The sequence below is a fragment of the Cobetia sp. 14N.309.X.WAT.E.A4 genome (assembly GCF_030397495.1).
Lineage (GTDB): Bacteria > Pseudomonadota > Gammaproteobacteria > Pseudomonadales > Halomonadaceae > Cobetia > Cobetia marina.
This window is the reverse complement of sequence record NZ_JAPNXT010000001.1, coordinates 775,164-789,960: the sequence shown is the minus strand read 5'-3', so window position 1 is coordinate 789,960 and position 14,797 is coordinate 775,164. Positions and strand designations below refer to the sequence as shown.

14 protein-coding genes are annotated in these 14,797 nt (G+C 61.0%); 10 read left to right on the top strand and 4 right to left on the bottom strand.

The genetic code is table 11. From position 1 onward, the window contains the following. A partial coding sequence (vgrG, locus tag OW493_RS03315; protein ID WP_289863231.1) for a type VI secretion system tip protein VgrG occupies positions 1-611 on the bottom strand: 611 nt, incomplete at its 3' end. A 457-nt stretch (positions 612-1,068) separates the two neighbouring features. Here vgrG and OW493_RS17205 point away from each other — a divergent pair. From OW493_RS17205 to OW493_RS03305, 3 genes are all read left to right on the top strand, one after another. Beyond that, positions 1,069-1,143 (top strand): hypothetical protein, encoded by a 75-nt coding sequence (locus tag OW493_RS17205; RefSeq protein ID WP_354670123.1) that lies wholly within the window; start codon positions 1,069-1,071, stop codon positions 1,141-1,143. A gap of 74 nt (positions 1,144-1,217) precedes the next feature. Next, positions 1,218-1,502, top strand: coding sequence for a BCCT family transporter (locus tag OW493_RS03310; RefSeq protein ID WP_289863230.1), 285 nt, complete (start codon positions 1,218-1,220; stop codon positions 1,500-1,502). A 3-nt stretch (positions 1,503-1,505) separates the two neighbouring features. Continuing rightward, a complete protein-coding gene (locus OW493_RS03305; RefSeq protein ID WP_289863229.1) occupies positions 1,506-1,724 on the top strand; it encodes a hypothetical protein in 219 nt (72 codons plus the stop codon). A 101-nt stretch (positions 1,725-1,825) separates the two neighbouring features. On the opposite strand, the gene iolB is transcribed toward OW493_RS03305, so the two are convergent. From iolB to OW493_RS03290, 3 genes are all read right to left on the bottom strand, one after another. Further along, positions 1,826-2,629, bottom strand: a complete 804-nt coding sequence (gene iolB / locus OW493_RS03300; protein WP_084208911.1) for a 5-deoxy-glucuronate isomerase — start codon at positions 2,627-2,629, stop codon at positions 1,826-1,828. Between the two features lie 35 nt (positions 2,630-2,664). Continuing rightward, a complete protein-coding gene (gene iolG, locus OW493_RS03295; RefSeq protein ID WP_289863228.1) occupies positions 2,665-3,660 on the bottom strand; it encodes an inositol 2-dehydrogenase in 996 nt (331 codons plus the stop codon). 107 nt (positions 3,661-3,767) lie between these two features. After that, positions 3,768-4,688, bottom strand: a complete 921-nt coding sequence (locus tag OW493_RS03290) for a MurR/RpiR family transcriptional regulator (RefSeq protein ID WP_216061566.1) — start codon at positions 4,686-4,688, stop codon at positions 3,768-3,770. A 360-nt stretch (positions 4,689-5,048) separates the two neighbouring features. Here OW493_RS03290 and OW493_RS03285 point away from each other — a divergent pair, with 360 nt between their 5' ends. The 7 genes from OW493_RS03285 to OW493_RS03255 all read left to right on the top strand — a co-directional run bounded on the left by OW493_RS03285 (position 5,049) and on the right by OW493_RS03255 (position 14,711). Then, the gene (locus tag OW493_RS03285) at positions 5,049-6,062 is read left to right on the top strand and encodes a sugar ABC transporter substrate-binding protein (protein WP_289863227.1); all 1,014 of its coding nucleotides are present in this window, start codon (positions 5,049-5,051) and stop codon (positions 6,060-6,062) included. 73 nt (positions 6,063-6,135) lie between these two features. Continuing rightward, positions 6,136-7,254 (top strand): ABC transporter permease, encoded by a 1,119-nt coding sequence (locus OW493_RS03280; RefSeq protein WP_289863226.1) that lies wholly within the window; start codon positions 6,136-6,138, stop codon positions 7,252-7,254. 110 nt (positions 7,255-7,364) lie between these two features. Then, a complete protein-coding gene (locus OW493_RS03275) occupies positions 7,365-8,147 on the top strand; it encodes an ATP-binding cassette domain-containing protein (protein WP_084209753.1) in 783 nt (260 codons plus the stop codon). A 118-nt stretch (positions 8,148-8,265) separates the two neighbouring features. Next, positions 8,266-10,257: a 5-dehydro-2-deoxygluconokinase gene (iolC, locus tag OW493_RS03270; RefSeq protein ID WP_176493107.1), complete on the top strand. Its 1,992-nt coding sequence runs from the start codon at positions 8,266-8,268 to the stop codon at positions 10,255-10,257. Continuing rightward, complete coding sequence (iolD, locus tag OW493_RS03265; protein ID WP_289863225.1) at positions 10,254-12,131, top strand: 3D-(3,5/4)-trihydroxycyclohexane-1,2-dione acylhydrolase (decyclizing); 1,878 nt, start codon at positions 10,254-10,256, stop codon at positions 12,129-12,131. The genes iolC and iolD overlap by 4 nt, the downstream gene beginning before the upstream one ends. 119 nt (positions 12,132-12,250) lie before the next feature. After that, complete coding sequence (iolE, locus tag OW493_RS03260) at positions 12,251-13,153, top strand: myo-inosose-2 dehydratase (RefSeq protein WP_289863224.1); 903 nt, start codon at positions 12,251-12,253, stop codon at positions 13,151-13,153. Between the two features lie 55 nt (positions 13,154-13,208). After that, positions 13,209-14,711, top strand: a complete 1,503-nt coding sequence (locus OW493_RS03255; RefSeq protein ID WP_088743396.1) for a CoA-acylating methylmalonate-semialdehyde dehydrogenase — start codon at positions 13,209-13,211, stop codon at positions 14,709-14,711. Positions 14,712-14,797 lie beyond the last annotated feature (86 nt).

The following is a 14,797-nucleotide window of genomic DNA, read 5'->3' as shown; positions in this document are numbered from 1 at the left end:
AGGCGGTGGCCATTGAAGTCGCTGTCGTCAGAGGCGTGTTCGAAGTAGTAGAACAACCCTTCCTGCTCCATCAGGCGATTGACGAAATGAAAGTCGCTCTCGCGATATTGGACGCAGTAGCTGCGCGCCGGGTACTCGCGGCGCAGGTCCAGTCGCCAGCCGCCCTGGGCTTCGCCTTGCGCGATGGCGTGGTTCGAGAACACCGATTCGATGACTTCGACGGCGGTGAGGTCCTGGAAGATTCGGCTGTCACGCCCGAGCTTGAGCATCGCCATCCACGGCACCAGCGTCAGCTGGTAATAGAAGACGCCGCCATCCTCACCGAGCAGTGCGGCCGACTCGACCAGCCCAGAGAGCTTGCAGTAGCTGCCATCGGCCTGACGCACCGAGAGCGCCGCCGGCTGCGCCATCAGGGTCTTGAGTTCGATATCACCATTCTGGGAGATGCAGTCGAGGGTATAGGCGAAGGGACGCGACATGCGCTCTTCCCCCACCAGGCGATGAGGGATGAAGTCCGCGCCACTCATCTCAAGCGTGAGCAGGCGCTCGTTCTGGCTCAATGAGACATCAAACGACGACAGCAAGGCGTCGAGTACCCATGAATCTGACATGTTCTGCATCCCTGGCAGTTATCGTAGACGATGCCCTGTTGTACAAGACCGTCCATGGCTCTCAATCAGGCTGCACAGCATATAGGAATGCACTGATTTAGTTAATGACTCAACAGAGTGAACACTTACGCTGAAAGCTCGTTAACGACTACGTGAGGCGCGGCATGACTGGCGAGAAAGGAGGATATGTCATGACGGACTCGACACCAGAAATCAGTACAAGACTTGCCATCATTTCCGGTCAGTCGCGTGGTCTGCTCTCTCTATCTTCCCTCTTCCCTCTTCCCTCTGCCCTCTGCCCTCTGCCCAAAACATCGGGGCAGCCTGCGTCATAGCGCCCGGCCAACGGGGCAGTCTGAGTGATAGCGCCCAGCCCATGGTGTTATCTCACGAATGGCAGACCTTTGATGGTGATCCGTAGCCGAAGAGCTGGAGCATCTTCTACTGGGCCAACTGGATGGCATGGGCACCAATTTCCGCCCTGTTCCTGGGCAAGATTTCCCGTGGCTATACTGTGCGACATTCATGCTGATCAACCTGGTCGCACCGGCTCTGTTCTCGATTACCTACGTGAGTGTCTTCGCAAGCTCCACTATCTAGTTCGACATGCAAAGTGGCGGTGCGCTTTACCAACTGCTGAATGAGTCCGGTGCGGGCTCCGTCATCTATGCCCTGTTTGACGAACTGCCGATGAGCACTCTGGCCAGCGCGGTGTTCCTGATCATCGCCTTCCTGTCCTTCGTGACGGCGGCCGACTCCAACACCGAAGCGATCAGCCAGCTGTGCAGCACCGACAGCCAGGCCGCCATGGCCGGTGACAGCGATGAAAATACCCATGATCGCCTGCTCATGAAGATCATCTGGGGCTGCACCATCGGCGCCGTCGCCTAGATCATGACGGCCTTCGTGGGCATTGACGGCATCAAGATGCTCTCCAACCTCGGCGGTGTGCCGGCGCTGTTCATCGTGATTGCCGCCACGGCGTCCCTGCTGCGTCTGGTGTCGATCGGTACCGCCAAGATCGGTCTCGAGCACACGCCTTCCCGCAGTTACTCCCCGGAGGCCCACCAACGCTGGGAGAGCACACGCAAATCGTCGGCAACCTCGCAGTAGACTGCGATTGATGCGTCACAACGAAAACGCCCTGCACATTGTGCAGGGCGTTTTCATGAGAGTGTCGACAGTGAGGCAGCTCTCATCATGCGGCTCGGGCATCATTTCATGTCGACGATCCACTCATGCGCGGGGTCATTCTTGAATTTCCAGACCCGCTTGGGGCCAGCCATGACATTGAGATAATAAAGCTCATAGCCGTGTGGAGCGGCGGCGGGATGATACCCCTCCGGTACCATCACACAGCAGCCATCTTCCACCGCCATGGTTTCATCCAGGGATCGGTCATCGGTATAGACGCGCTGGAACGCAAACCCTTGTGACGGATTGAGCTTGTGGTAGTACGTCTCCTCCAGGAAAGACTCTTCCGGCAGATTGTCGGCACAGTGCTTGTGCGGAGGGTAGCTGGACCAGTTGCCAGGGGGCGTATAGACCTCCACCACCAACAGACTATCGGCGGGCTCCGTCTGGGGAAGAATGTCCTGCACGTGACGTGTGTTGGTCCCCTCGCCACGTGTCGAACAGGCCACCTGCTCGGGGCGAATCAGGCGAGCGGCATGATTGCCATGCCCCGGAGCACTGCAGACGGCTATCTCCAGCTCCGTCAGTGCTTCCACTGAATAGGCTATCCCGTCCGGAAGATACACCGAGTACGGCGGCAGGTGCTCAAACACGCTCATGCGTTCACCGATGTTCTCGAACGTCTGGTCACCGGTACGCACGGTTGCGCGTCCCGAGAGCAGCACGAGGCACTGTTCGCGACTCTCGGTGTGGCGCTCGAAACGCTCACCTTGTTTCAGGCGATGTACGCGAAAGCCTACGTGTGTCCAGCCTGCAGATTCCGGAGTGACTTCCAGTAGCGTTCCATCTTCACCAGGGGCATGCGGTCTCACGAGAAGTGTCATGTTCTTGTCCTTTTCAGCAGCAGGGAGAAGTGGGCTCAACGAATCTCACTGAGCAGTACCCGGCGCCCTTCGCGATAGGAAATCAACGCCGCTTCGGCCAGTTCAAGCGCGGCGAGTCCATCCTGCGCGCCGGCCAGCGGGACACGACCTTCTTGCCAGGCAGTGACGAAATCTCCCACTTCACGCACATAGGCCTGCGCGTAACGCTCGAGGAAGAACCACTGTGGACGCTCTTCCACCACACCTTCCACGCCGGTGAAGCGCAGGCGCGTATCCGTCTCGTTGCGCGCCTCCAGCATGCCCTGGCTGCCAAAGACCTCGATCCGCTGGTCATAGCCGTAACAGGCACGACGCGAGTTGCTGATGGAGACCAACTTGCCGGAAGCACTCTTCAGATTGATGAGTGCGCTATCCAGATCTCCCGCTTCACCGATGGCTGGATCCACGAGGCAGCTGCCACTGACCGTCACCTCCGTGACCGGCTCGCCCAGCAGCCAGACCGCCATGTCCAGATCATGAATGCTCATGTCACGGAAGAGTCCTCCCGAGGCTGCCACATATTCTGCGGGCGGCGGCTCTGGATCACGGCTGGTGATGGTGATCATCTCGAGTTCGCCGATTCGTCCCGCTTCCAGCGCCTGCTTGAGCGCCGAGAACTGAGGATCATGGCGACGATTGAACCCCAGAGCACAGGTCACGGGGTGCTCCGCCAGCACCCCAAGACAGTGACGCGTTCGCGCAAGATCCAGATCGATCGGCTTCTCGCAAAGTACCGCCTTGCCCGCACGGGCCGCACGCTCAAGGAAGTCACAGTGAGTCGGAGTGGAGGAGGCGATCAGAACGCCATCAATCTCCGCTGACGCGAAGATGTTCTCCGCCGTCATCACCGGCACACCATATTCCGCAGCGAGTGAATTGGCAGCCTCCGGGAAGGCATCACTGACACATGCCAGTTGCGCCAGGGGGTGATCAGAGATGGCGCGAGCGTGAACACGGCCGATGCGACCGGCGCCCAGCAGAGCGATTTTCATGTGAAGCGTCCTCCATATCTATGGCGTTTGTTGTTGTTGCGTCTCGAACGAATTGAGAGAGATTGTCGGCAAGCACTACCTCCTGTAGTGCTCGCCTTTGCCGTACTTCAGCCTCGAAGGTTGGCAGCGCCCTCTTCCTGCAATGAGATGTCGTGCGGTGTGGTGCCCTGCACTTCCCCGCTGCCCTGCTGGCGAACGCCCAGTCCGATGGCCAGTGCCTGGGCCAGGCATAGCGTAGACGTCAGGCCTCGGAAGCCTTGCACTTCGGCTTCGTTCACCACCAACACGACATCTGCATGGTGAGTCAGTGGGCTCAGGGAAGAGTCGGTGATGAGTATCGTGGGGGTACCGCGCTCACGCGCCACATGGACGGCAGACTGCACCTCTTCTGCGTAGGGCGCGAAGCTGGTGACCAGCAGACAGTCCTGGCGGGAGATCGCTTCTGCCTGCTCGCGATACATCGCCCCCATGCCATCCATCAGGAAGGCGCGTTTGGCGATATGCCGCAATGAGTAGGCCAGGTAGCTTGAGACGACGAAACTTCGCCGTGCTCCCAGAAGGTGAACAGCCTCCGCGGCTTCCAGCAGATCGAGAGCTCGCTCGATATCCTTGGGCGCGATACGTCCTGGCAGTTCGCCAAGTGCCTGCTGATTGGCGGCCGAGAAACTTCTCAACAGCTCGTGAGCGCCAGGACTCTCGCCGGTCACCTCGCGGGCGACCCTGATGCGCTCACTATAACTGGGCTCCGCTTCGACCAGGCGAGCCCGAAACAGCTTCTGCATTTCTGAAAAGCCCGAAAACCCCAGCGCGTTCGCGAATCGAATAAGCGTCGAGGGAGTGACATCAGCCTTCTCGGCAAGCCCCGCCACCGTGCCGAAAGCCACCTCCTGGGGGTGATCCAGCAAAAAGCGCGCGCTTTGCTGAAGACGGCGCGACAGATGCGGATACTGCTGCGTGATATGCGCTTCGAGAGATTCAAATGACTGCAATTGGCGTGCAGTCGTCTGCAAGGGGGTTATCTCAGCCATGGGAACTCCTGTCGCGGCTCACCTGCCAATGCGGCGTCGGAGCGGCCGTACCTCGAGTGAGCGATGATTGGCAGTGTAGGCATATGGAATGAAAATTCCAATACAAAAATAAATCGAATATTCCTGTTGCATTCCCCAATTCTGGAATCTACATTCCATAAGCGGATCAAAACGGAACGCCATGTTCCTGCCTTGTGTCAGGGCGCCCGCTGAGTGACAGGCACCACCGTGACGGCACACCACCTCACACAATGAAATGATCCTGCTTGCGCCCATAGAGGCACTGAAACGGGATGCCGAGACGCCAATCTGGCAGCCCGTACTGACAACGACAATAATCAGAGACGTCAGGAGTCATCGATGAACCACGCCAATTCACACGCTCATCCAGTTCCAGTCCATCCCCGTACCGGAAAGCCCCGCCACGAAACGTCCCGCTTTCGTCGCATCACCGCCGGCATCGTCACGGCTCTGCTGGCAGCCTCAGCCGCCAATGCCGTGTGGGCAGCGGACTCCGAGCGCTATGTCATGATCACTCATGGACAGAACTCCGACCCTTTCTGGTCCATCGTCAAACGCGGTGCGGATGATGCTACCCAGGCGCTTGGGGTCAAGGTCGAGTATCGCGCTCCCTCCACCTTTGACATGGCCAAGATGGCGCAATTGCTGGATGCCGCAGTGGCCTCTCAGCCCGATGGCCTGATCATTTCATTGACCGATGCCGATGCACTGGGCAAGGGCATCAAGAATGCGGTGGACCAGAAGATTCCCGTCATCACCATCAATTCCGGTGGCGACAAATCCAAGGACGTCGGTGCTCGCCTGCATATCGGACAGAGCGAGTATGAGGCTGGGCGTGCTGCGGCTGAGCGCATGATGGACAGTGGTGCCAAGCACGGCCTGTGCATCAACCAGGAACAGGGCAACGTGGGGCTGGATGCCCGCTGTGCAGGCTTCATCGAGGGGTTTGACGGCAGTGCAGACGAGCTGGCGACCAGTACCGATCCGACCGAGATCAAGAATTCCCTGGTGGCGTATCTCAATCAACACAGCGAGATCGACTCGATTCTGGCTCTGGGGCCCCTCAGCTCTGAACCCATGCTCAAGGCCATGCAGGAAGCCGGTGCCACCCAGAAATTCCAGCTGGGCACCTTCGATCTCTCTCCCGATATTCTCGCTGCCGTCCAGGCCGGGGAAATGAACTTTGCCATTGATCAGCAACAGTACCTGCAGGGCTATCTGCCGGTGGTCTTCATGCATCAGTACCACCTTCACGGTCTGATGCCGGCTGGCGATGTCGCCACAGGGCCGGGATTTGTCACCGCCGAGAATGCCGGTCAGGTCATCGAGCTGTCAGAGCAAGGCATTCGCTGAGCTCTCCCATCTGGCAACACTTTCATTTCCGTGAGATGGCGCCTTCCTCGAGGAGGCGCCAGGAGAGAACATCATGACCGATCACGCCATGAGCGCTGTTTCAGAGACGGATGATGAGCGCCTCCGCCGCGTTCACCCCTTGAAAGCCGCACTGAAACGCCCCGAATTCGGTGCCATTGCCGGCACTATCCTGGTATTTGCCTTCTTCTCTGCCGCGGCCTCAGGGACCGGGATGTTCAGCCTGGCAGGCATACTCAACTTTCTGGAGGTCTCCGCTCAGCTGGGGATCCTGGCCATCGCGGCGTCATTGCTGATGATCGGAGGGGAGTTCGATCTTTCCCTTGGCTCCATGATCGGCTTTGCCGGCATCCTGATCGCCATCCCTGCCGTGCAATACGGTTGGCCACTCTGGTTGGCCATCACCTTCGCCTTTGCCAGCGCCGTGCTGATCGGCTGGATCAACGGCTATCTGGTGATGCGCACCGGCCTGCCCTCCTTCATCGTGACCCTGGGGTTCCTGTTCATTCTTCGTGGCCTGGCCATTGGCCTGACGCGCTGGACGACCGGCCGCACTCAAGTCGGGGGCATTCAGGAACTGGCGGATCACGATTGGCTGGCCCCGCTCTTCTCCGGCGAGGTATTCACCGGCCTCTTCAGCTGGATGGCGGCGCAGGGCTGGATCGCGACCAACTTCGCGGGCAACCCTAGCGTCACGGGTGTACCGATCTCCATCGTCTGGTGGATCGTGCTGGCCATCGCCGCGACCTGGCTGCTGCTCTACACGCGATTCGGCAACTGGATCTTCGCGTGTGGCGGCGACGTAAATGCCGCTCGCAACGTCGGCGTCCCGGTCATGAAGGTCAAGATCATGCTGTTCATCTTCACGGCTGTCGCCGCCACCATCTTTGCCTGCCTGCAGGTGATGGATACGGGGTCAGCTGACACGACGCGCGGACTGCTCAAGGAACTGGAAGCCATCATTGCCGTGGTCATCGGCGGCGCTCTGCTTACCGGAGGCTATGGGTCTGCCGTAGGGGCCGTCTTCGGTGCGCTTATCTTCGGCACGGTCCAGATGGGCATCTTCTACACCGGGGTCAACACTGACTGGTTCAAGGTCTTTCTCGGCGCCATGCTCCTGATCGCGGTGCTGTTCAACAACTACGTGCGCAAGAAAGCCCTGGAGGCCAAGTGATGACTGCCAATGCCAACCTGCAACAGGCGCCGGAACAGACCACGACCGCCGCAGACCGCGCCAGAGGTAACACCCCGAAAGCCGCTGACACTCGCACGCCATTGATCGAGATGCAGGCCGTCGACAAGCACTTCGGCAATGTGGTCGCTCTCTCCGACATTTCGCTGAAAGTGTACGCAGGCGAAGTCATGTGCCTGCTGGGCGACAATGGCGCCGGCAAGTCCACCCTCATCAAGACCCTGTCAGGGGTACATGCCCCGACCCACGGTGAGCTGCTGCTCGAGGGCACCCCTGCCAACTTCACGACACCAGGTCAGGCGCTTGATGCCGGCATCGCGACGGTCTTTCAGGATCTGGCGATGATTCCCCTGATGTCGATCACCCGCAACTTCTTCATGGGACGTGAGCCCACCAAGGGGGTTGGCCTCTTCAAACGTGTCGACTGGGCATTCGCTGACCGTGTCGCGCGGGAGGAAATGGCCAAGATCGGGATCGATGTCCGCGATCCGTCCCAGCCGGTGGGTACCCTGTCCGGTGGTGAGCGTCAGTGCGTGGCGATCGCAAGGGCCGTCTACTTCGGTGCCAAGGTGCTCATTCTTGACGAGCCGACCTCGGCACTGGGGGTCAAGCAGGCGTCCAAGGTGCTGCGCTATATCGCACAGGCTCGAAATCGAGGGCTCGGGGTCATCTTCATCACGCACAACGTTCATCATGCCTATCCCATCGGCGATGCGTTCACCCTGCTCAAGCGCGGTACCTCTCTGGGTAGCTGGCGCAAGGAAGACATCACGCGTGAGGAAGTGCTCAACATGATGGCCGGCGGCGAGGAAATGGCCAGCCTGGATGCGGAACTGGCGGAATTCCAGCGGATGGACGCCGCCACGGTGGCCTGACAGGGCATCATCGCGCCGGTCACGCTGCAGCAGAGACGTCGAGGCTGCTCCAACGCCTCGACGTGCACCGATTACTGTCAATGCCGGTCATCACCGGCCTATATCAAGGGACATGCCAATGACGCGCCACTCACCTCACTCACCTGACCTGGATGTCATCTGCCTCGGCCGCGTCGCCGTCGACCTCTATGCCGAACAGATCGGTGCGCGCCTCGAAGACGCCACCAGCTTCAAGAAATATCTGGGCGGCAGCTCCGGCAACATGGCGTATGGCACGGCACGCCTCGGACTCAACTCCTCGATGCTGGGTCGCGTCGGCAATGAACAGATGGGCGAATTCCTGCGCGAGGAACTCGCCTCGGTCGGCTGCGATGTCAGCCATCTCAAACGTGACCCCGAACGTCTGACCGGACTGGTGCTTCTGGGCATCAAGGACAAGGACCAGTTCCCGCTGCTCTTCGTACGCAACGACTGTGCCGACATGGCCATTGATGAAGATGATGTGGACCCGGCGTTCATCGCTCGAGCCCGCGCCCTGGCGATCACCGGCACCCACCTTTCCACTCCCCGCACCCAACGTGCCGCCCGCAAGGCACTGGATGCCGCACGCGAGGCTGGCGTGAAGCGCGTGCTGGATATCGACTACCGCCCCGTACTCTGGGGGCTGACCAGCATCGGGGATGGCGAGACGCGCTTTGTCGCGGACGAGAGTGTCAGTCAGCACATGGCCCGTTGGCTGGGTGACTTCGACCTGATCGTCGGCACGGAAGAAGAGTTTCATATCGCGGGCAACAGTACCGACACGCTGGACGCGCTGCGCGAGGTTCGCCGTCACAGCGATGCCGTGCTCGTGTGCAAGATAGGGGCACGCGGCTGCGTCATCTTCGAGGGCGACATCCCACGACATCTGGAAGACGGCATTCTGGTCGAGGGCGTCAAGGTCGAGGTCATGAACGTGCTTGGCGCTGGTGATGCCTTCATGAGTGGCTTCCTGCGTGGCTATCTTCGCGATGAAAGCTGGGACACTTGCGGTCATTACGCCAACGCATGTGGCGCATTGGTCGTGTCTCGCCATGGATGTGCACCTGCCATGCCCACGGAAGCGGAACTGTTCGATTACCTGAGCCGCCGCGAGTCCGTGCCACGCCCGGACCTTGATGATCATCTGACCCACCTGCATCGCGTCACCACTCGTCGGGTAGCGCACTGGGAGAGCGTGCTGGGGCTGGCATTCGATCACCGTCGTCAATTCCTGGACATGGCACGCGATGTCGAAGGCGACCCCGAGCGCCTGCCACGCCTCAAGCAGCTACTGGTAGAGGCCACCCGCAGCGCGGCGCAACAGGCCGGTATCCAGCGCCCTGCCATTCTCTGTGATGATGTCCTGGGACAGGATGCGCTCAATGACACGGCAGCACTGGACTGGTGGGTAGGCCGTCCGGTCGAGCTCCCCAGCTCGCGGCCTTTGCGCTTCCAGCATGGAGATGACATCGGTAGCCAGTTGCGACGCTGGCCGCGCCACCACATCGTGAAGTGCCTCGTGTTCTATCACCCGGACGATGAGGCCACGCTGCGCCTCGATCAGGAAGCCCGCCTGCGCCAGCTGTATGACGCCTGCTGCATGTCGGGGCATGAGTTGCTCATCGAAGTCATCCCGCCACGTCAGGCAGACGCACCCGCCTGTGATGAGACCACCGTTCCACGTAGCCTGGAGCGTCTCTACAACCTTGGCATTCGCCCGGACTGGTGGAAACTGCCCGCTCTGACGACGCAAGGTTGGGAACGCGTCAGCCGAATCATCAGCGCTCGCGACGCCTGGTGTCATGGTGTCGTGCTGCTGGGGCTTGATGCGCCGATCGAAGAGGTCAAACGCGGTTTCGAGCAGGCAGCGCGTTTCCCGATCTGCAAGGGGTTCACCGTCGGGCGCACCTTATTCACTGCCCCCAGCCAGGCCTGGCTGTCAGGCAGCATTGACGATGCGACCCTGATTCGTCAGGCCGCTGACAACTATCTCGACTTGATCACCCATTGGCAGCAACTGCGTGATGCCCATTGCGGCGCAGCGGATGTCAGTCCTGCCACATCGCTCGCAGAAGGAGTCCTGCAATGAGCCCCGTTTTCCACTCGGCGGCGGCGCCGGGTACCGTGCGTCTGACCGTCGCCCAGGCACTGGTGCGCTACCTGAGCCGGCAATACATCGAACAACATGGACAGGAAGTCCCCTTGTTCGGTGGCTGCTTCGCCATCTTCGGCCACGGCAACGTGGCGGGTCTCGGCGAGGCCTTGCACGCCGCGGGCGATGATTTTCCCACCTATCGCGCCCACAACGAACAAGGCATGGCCAATGCGGCCATTGCCTACGCCAAGGCCAACAATCGCCGTCGCATCATGGCGTGTACCTCGTCCATCGGGCCTGGTGCCACCAACATGGTGACGTCTGCCGGGCTTGCTCATGTCAATCGGTTACCGGTGCTGTTCCTGCCCGGCGATACCTTCGCCAGCCGCGCACCGGACCCGGTGCTCCAACAGGTCGAGCACTTCAATGACCCGGGCCTGAGCGTCAATGACTGCTTCCGTCCCGTATCACGCTTCTTCGACCGCATCACGCGACCGGAACAATTGCTGACCAGCCTGCCCCAGGCGCTGGCCACGCTGCTGGACCCCGTGGATTGTGGCCCTGCCACCCTGTGTCTGCCACAGGATGTCCAGACGCTTGCGTTTGAATGGCCGGAAGACTTCTTCACCCGTCGGGTGCATCACATCCGTCGCGCTCCCGTCGCTCAGGAAGAGCTGGTGGCAGCCCTGGACACACTGCGCACAGCCAAGCGGCCACTGCTGATTGCCGGGGGCGGCGTGCATTACAGCGAGGCGTGCGAGGCCCTCGCCGCCTTTGCCCAGCAACACGGCATTCCAGTGGTCGAGACACAGGCAGGCAAGGGCGCCCTGCCCTGGGACCACGCTCGCAACATGGGCGCAATCGGTGTCACCGGCGCGGCCAGCGCCAACCAGCTGGCACGTGAAGCCGACGTCATCATGGCCATCGGATCACGGCTTCAGGATTTCACCAGCGGCTCTCGCACGCTCTTTGAAGCCGCCGGCCAGACACTCATCAACCTCAATGTCGGTCGCTTCGACGCCGTCAAGCATGGCGCACGGCAACTGCAGTGCGATGCCCTGCGGGGGCTTGAGGCCTTGACGGCAGGGCTGGGTGACTGGAGCGCGCCAGACAGCTGGGTGCAACGCCAATCCGGGCTCAAGCAGGAATGGGAAGCGGTCCGCGAGAGCGTGATGGCTGATCAGGGGCTCTCGCTGCCAACCGATGCACAGGTGCTCGGGGCCGTGAATCGTCAAGCGACTGAAGATACCACCGTGGTCTGTGCTGCCGGCGGCTTGCCAGGTGAGCTTCACAAGCTATGGGCGGCCAGTGTCCCCGGCAGTTATCACGTCGAGTACGGGTTCTCATGCATGGGCTATGAACTGGCCGGCGGGATGGGCGTCAAGATGGCACGCCCGGAGCGGGACGTCGTGGTTGTGGTCGGCGATGGCAGCTACCTGATGCTCAACTCTGAGCTTGCCACCTCCGTGATGCTCGGCCACAAGCTGACCGTGGTGGTCCTCGACAACCGAGGCTACGGCTGCATCAATCGCCTGCAACATGCCACCGGCGGCGCCGGCTTCAACAACCTGCTCAAGGACTGTCGCACCGTTCCGGAAGGCGCTCCCAAGGTGGATTTTGCGGCACACGCTCGTGCGCTGGGCTGTCAGGCCGAACAGGTCACAGGGATTGGCGAACTGGACGCCGCCCTCGAGCGTGCTCGGGCCTCAGCGACAACCTACGTCATCGCACTGGACACTGATCCATTGCCCTCAACCCAGGAAGGCGGGCACTGGTGGGAGGTCGCCATTCCCGAGGTCAGCGAACGTACTGAGGTCCGTGATGCCTACCAGGGCTATTTGACGCAAAAACAGCAACAAGCTCACTAAGACACTCACAGGGTCGGGGGACAACAAACAGCCAGTCTCTCCGGCCCTGAAGCTACGCCATGCCGTTGGAGGCCATAGTGCCTCCCTGCACTCTCAATATCTCGAAGAAGGATACCGCCATGAGCATTCGCCTAGGCATCAACCCGCTGACCTGGACCAACGATGACCTTCCGAGCCTCGGTGCCGACACACCGCTGGAAGTCTGTCTCAGCGAAGGCCGCCAGGCAGGTTTTGTCGGTTTCGAGCTAGGAAACAAATTCCCGCGCACACCCGATGCCCTGTCTCGCGCACTCGGCGCGCATGAGCTGGCTCTCGTTTCCGGCTGGTATTCCAGCCGCCTGCTGGAACGCAGCATTGACGAGGAAATTGCCGCGCTGGATGACCACCTTCAGCTACTGAAAGCCTGCGGCGCGACAGTCATGGTGTACTGCGAGGTCAGTCGTTGCGTGCACGGTGACCAGGACATGCCTGTCTCGCGGCGCCCGGTCATGAACGACGCCGATTGGCAACGACTGACCACCGGGCTGGATGCCGTGGCACGCCACATGGCAGACCAGGGCGTGGAGATGGCCTATCACCACCATATGGGTACCGTCATCGAGAGCCAGGCCGACATTGAACGGTTGATGGCCTCCACCACACAGGTACGACTGCTGCTGGACGCCGGCCACCTGACCTATGCCGGTGGAGACCCCGTCACCATCGCCGAGCGCCACGCGGACCGCATCAGCCATGTGCACTGCAAGGACATTCGTCTCGCCGTCATGGATAACGCCATCAACCGTGACAAGTCCTTTCTGGATGCCGTACTCGATGGCGTGTTCACCGTGCCGGGGGATGGCGGGATCGACTTCGCCGCGCTGTTCGCCGTACTGGCACGCAAAGGCTACGGCAAGGATACAGAGCGCTGGCTGGTCGTGGAGGCCGAGCAGGATCCCTCCGTTGCCGACCCGCTGACCTACGCCACTCTGGGCTACCAAAACCTCTCCCGGCTTGCCCGGGACGCAGGCCTCATCAACTGATTTCCCCCTTTTCAGACATCGCCACACCTCCTGAACAAGACGCAAAGGATGCCTCATGCAACAGTTACATCACTTCATCAACGGTCAGATCCAACCCGGCGACAGTGGTCGCAATGCGGCGGTCTTCAATCCTGCGACCGGTGAGCAGTCCGCCAGTGTCGCGCTGGCCAGCGCCGAGGAAACTCGCAGTGCCATCGCGGCCGCCAGCGCCGCCTTCCCTGGCTGGTCGAATACCTCGGCGCTCAAGCGCTCACGCATCCTGTTCCGTTTCAAGGCGCTGCTGGAAAAGCACAGCGACGAACTCGCCACGCTGATCTCCCGCGAGCACGGCAAGGTGCATTCGGATGCGCTTGGCGAGGTGACTCGCGGCATGGAAGTCGTCGAATTTGCCTGCGGCATGCCCCACCTGCAGAAAGGCGAGCACTCGCTGAACGTGGGCACCGGGGTGGACAGCCACTCTCTGATGCAACCACTGGGTGTCTGCGCGGGAATCGCTCCCTTCAATTTCCCGGCCATGGTGCCGATGTGGATGTTCCCCATCGCCCTGGCCACCGGGAATACCTTCATCATGAAGCCGTCCGAGAAAGATCCCTCTGCCCCGCTGCGCATGGCAGAACTGCTGACAGAGGCCGGTCTGCCGCCGGGCGTGTTCAACGTCGTCAACGGTGACAAGGAAGCCGTCGATGTCCTGCTGACCGATGAGCGTGTCGAAGCCGTGTCCTTTGTCGGCTCCACCCCGATCGCCGAGTACATCTATTCCACTGCCTCGGCACACGGCAAGCGAGTCCAGGCCCTGGGCGGGGCGAAGAATCACATGGTCGTGATGCCGGATGCCGATCTGGATCAGGCAGCGGATGCCCTGATGGGCGCGGCGTACGGCAGTGCCGGTGAGCGCTGCATGGCGATCTCCGTCGCAGTGCCGATCGGCGAGCAAACCGCAGAGCGACTGCGCGACAAGATCCTCGAGCGCATGGCCACTCTGCGGGTGGGGCCGGGTGAGGTCGAAGGCCAGGAGAATGACATGGGGCCACTGATCTCCCGCGTACATGCCGACAAGGTCATCGAGTTCATCGACAGCGGTGTCGCGCAAGGTGCGGAGCTGGTCGTGGATGGGCGTGACATCACGGTGCCCGGACACGAGAACGGCTATTTCGTGGGCGCGACCCTGTTTGATCATGTCCGCCCAGACATGCGCATCTATGCCGAGGAAATCTTCGGACCGGTCCTGTGTCTGGTTCGTCAGGAGTCACTCGATGAGGCGATCGCGCTCATCAATGCCCACGAGTATGGCAATGGCACGGCCATCTTCACTCGCGACGGTGATGCTGCCCGCCAATACACCACTCGCATTCAGGTCGGCATGGTCGGCGTGAACGTGCCGATTCCTGTACCGATGGCATTCCACAGCTTTGGCGGCTGGAAGCGCTCTCTCTTTGGCCCGCTTCACATGCATGGCCCGGATGGCGTGCGCTTCTATACCCGCATGAAAGCCGTCACCACCCGCTGGCCTGACGGTCTGCGCAGTGAAGCCAGCCACTTCACCATGCCGACACTCTGATCCACCACTCTCAGGGTCGGGCATGACAGCGTCATGCCCGACCGCTTTTCATCGCGCCTTGCCAGACCGGCAAGGCACATGACCGC

What these genes read in the sequence shown, in the direction of transcription:
- OW493_RS03310 (WP_289863230.1), top strand. Translation starts at nt 1,218, where the DNA reads ATGCAAAGTGGCGGTGCGCTTTACCAACTGCTGAATGAGTCCGGTGCG.
- OW493_RS03305 (WP_289863229.1), top strand. Translation starts at nt 1,506, where the DNA reads ATGACGGCCTTCGTGGGCATTGACGGCATCAAGATGCTCTCCAACCTC.
- iolB (WP_084208911.1), bottom strand. Translation starts at nt 2,629, where the DNA reads ATGACACTTCTCGTGAGACCGCATGCCCCTGGTGAAGATGGAACGCTA.
- iolG (WP_289863228.1), bottom strand. Translation starts at nt 3,660, where the DNA reads ATGAAAATCGCTCTGCTGGGCGCCGGTCGCATCGGCCGTGTTCACGCT.
- OW493_RS03290 (WP_216061566.1), bottom strand. Translation starts at nt 4,688, where the DNA reads ATGGCTGAGATAACCCCCTTGCAGACGACTGCACGCCAATTGCAGTCA.
- OW493_RS03285 (WP_289863227.1), top strand. Translation starts at nt 5,049, where the DNA reads ATGAACCACGCCAATTCACACGCTCATCCAGTTCCAGTCCATCCCCGT.
- OW493_RS03280 (WP_289863226.1), top strand. Translation starts at nt 6,136, where the DNA reads ATGACCGATCACGCCATGAGCGCTGTTTCAGAGACGGATGATGAGCGC.
- OW493_RS03275 (WP_084209753.1), top strand. Translation starts at nt 7,365, where the DNA reads ATGCAGGCCGTCGACAAGCACTTCGGCAATGTGGTCGCTCTCTCCGAC.
- iolC (WP_176493107.1), top strand. Translation starts at nt 8,266, where the DNA reads ATGACGCGCCACTCACCTCACTCACCTGACCTGGATGTCATCTGCCTC.
- iolD (WP_289863225.1), top strand. Translation starts at nt 10,254, where the DNA reads ATGAGCCCCGTTTTCCACTCGGCGGCGGCGCCGGGTACCGTGCGTCTG.
- iolE (WP_289863224.1), top strand. Translation starts at nt 12,251, where the DNA reads ATGAGCATTCGCCTAGGCATCAACCCGCTGACCTGGACCAACGATGAC.
- OW493_RS03255 (WP_088743396.1), top strand. Translation starts at nt 13,209, where the DNA reads ATGCAACAGTTACATCACTTCATCAACGGTCAGATCCAACCCGGCGAC.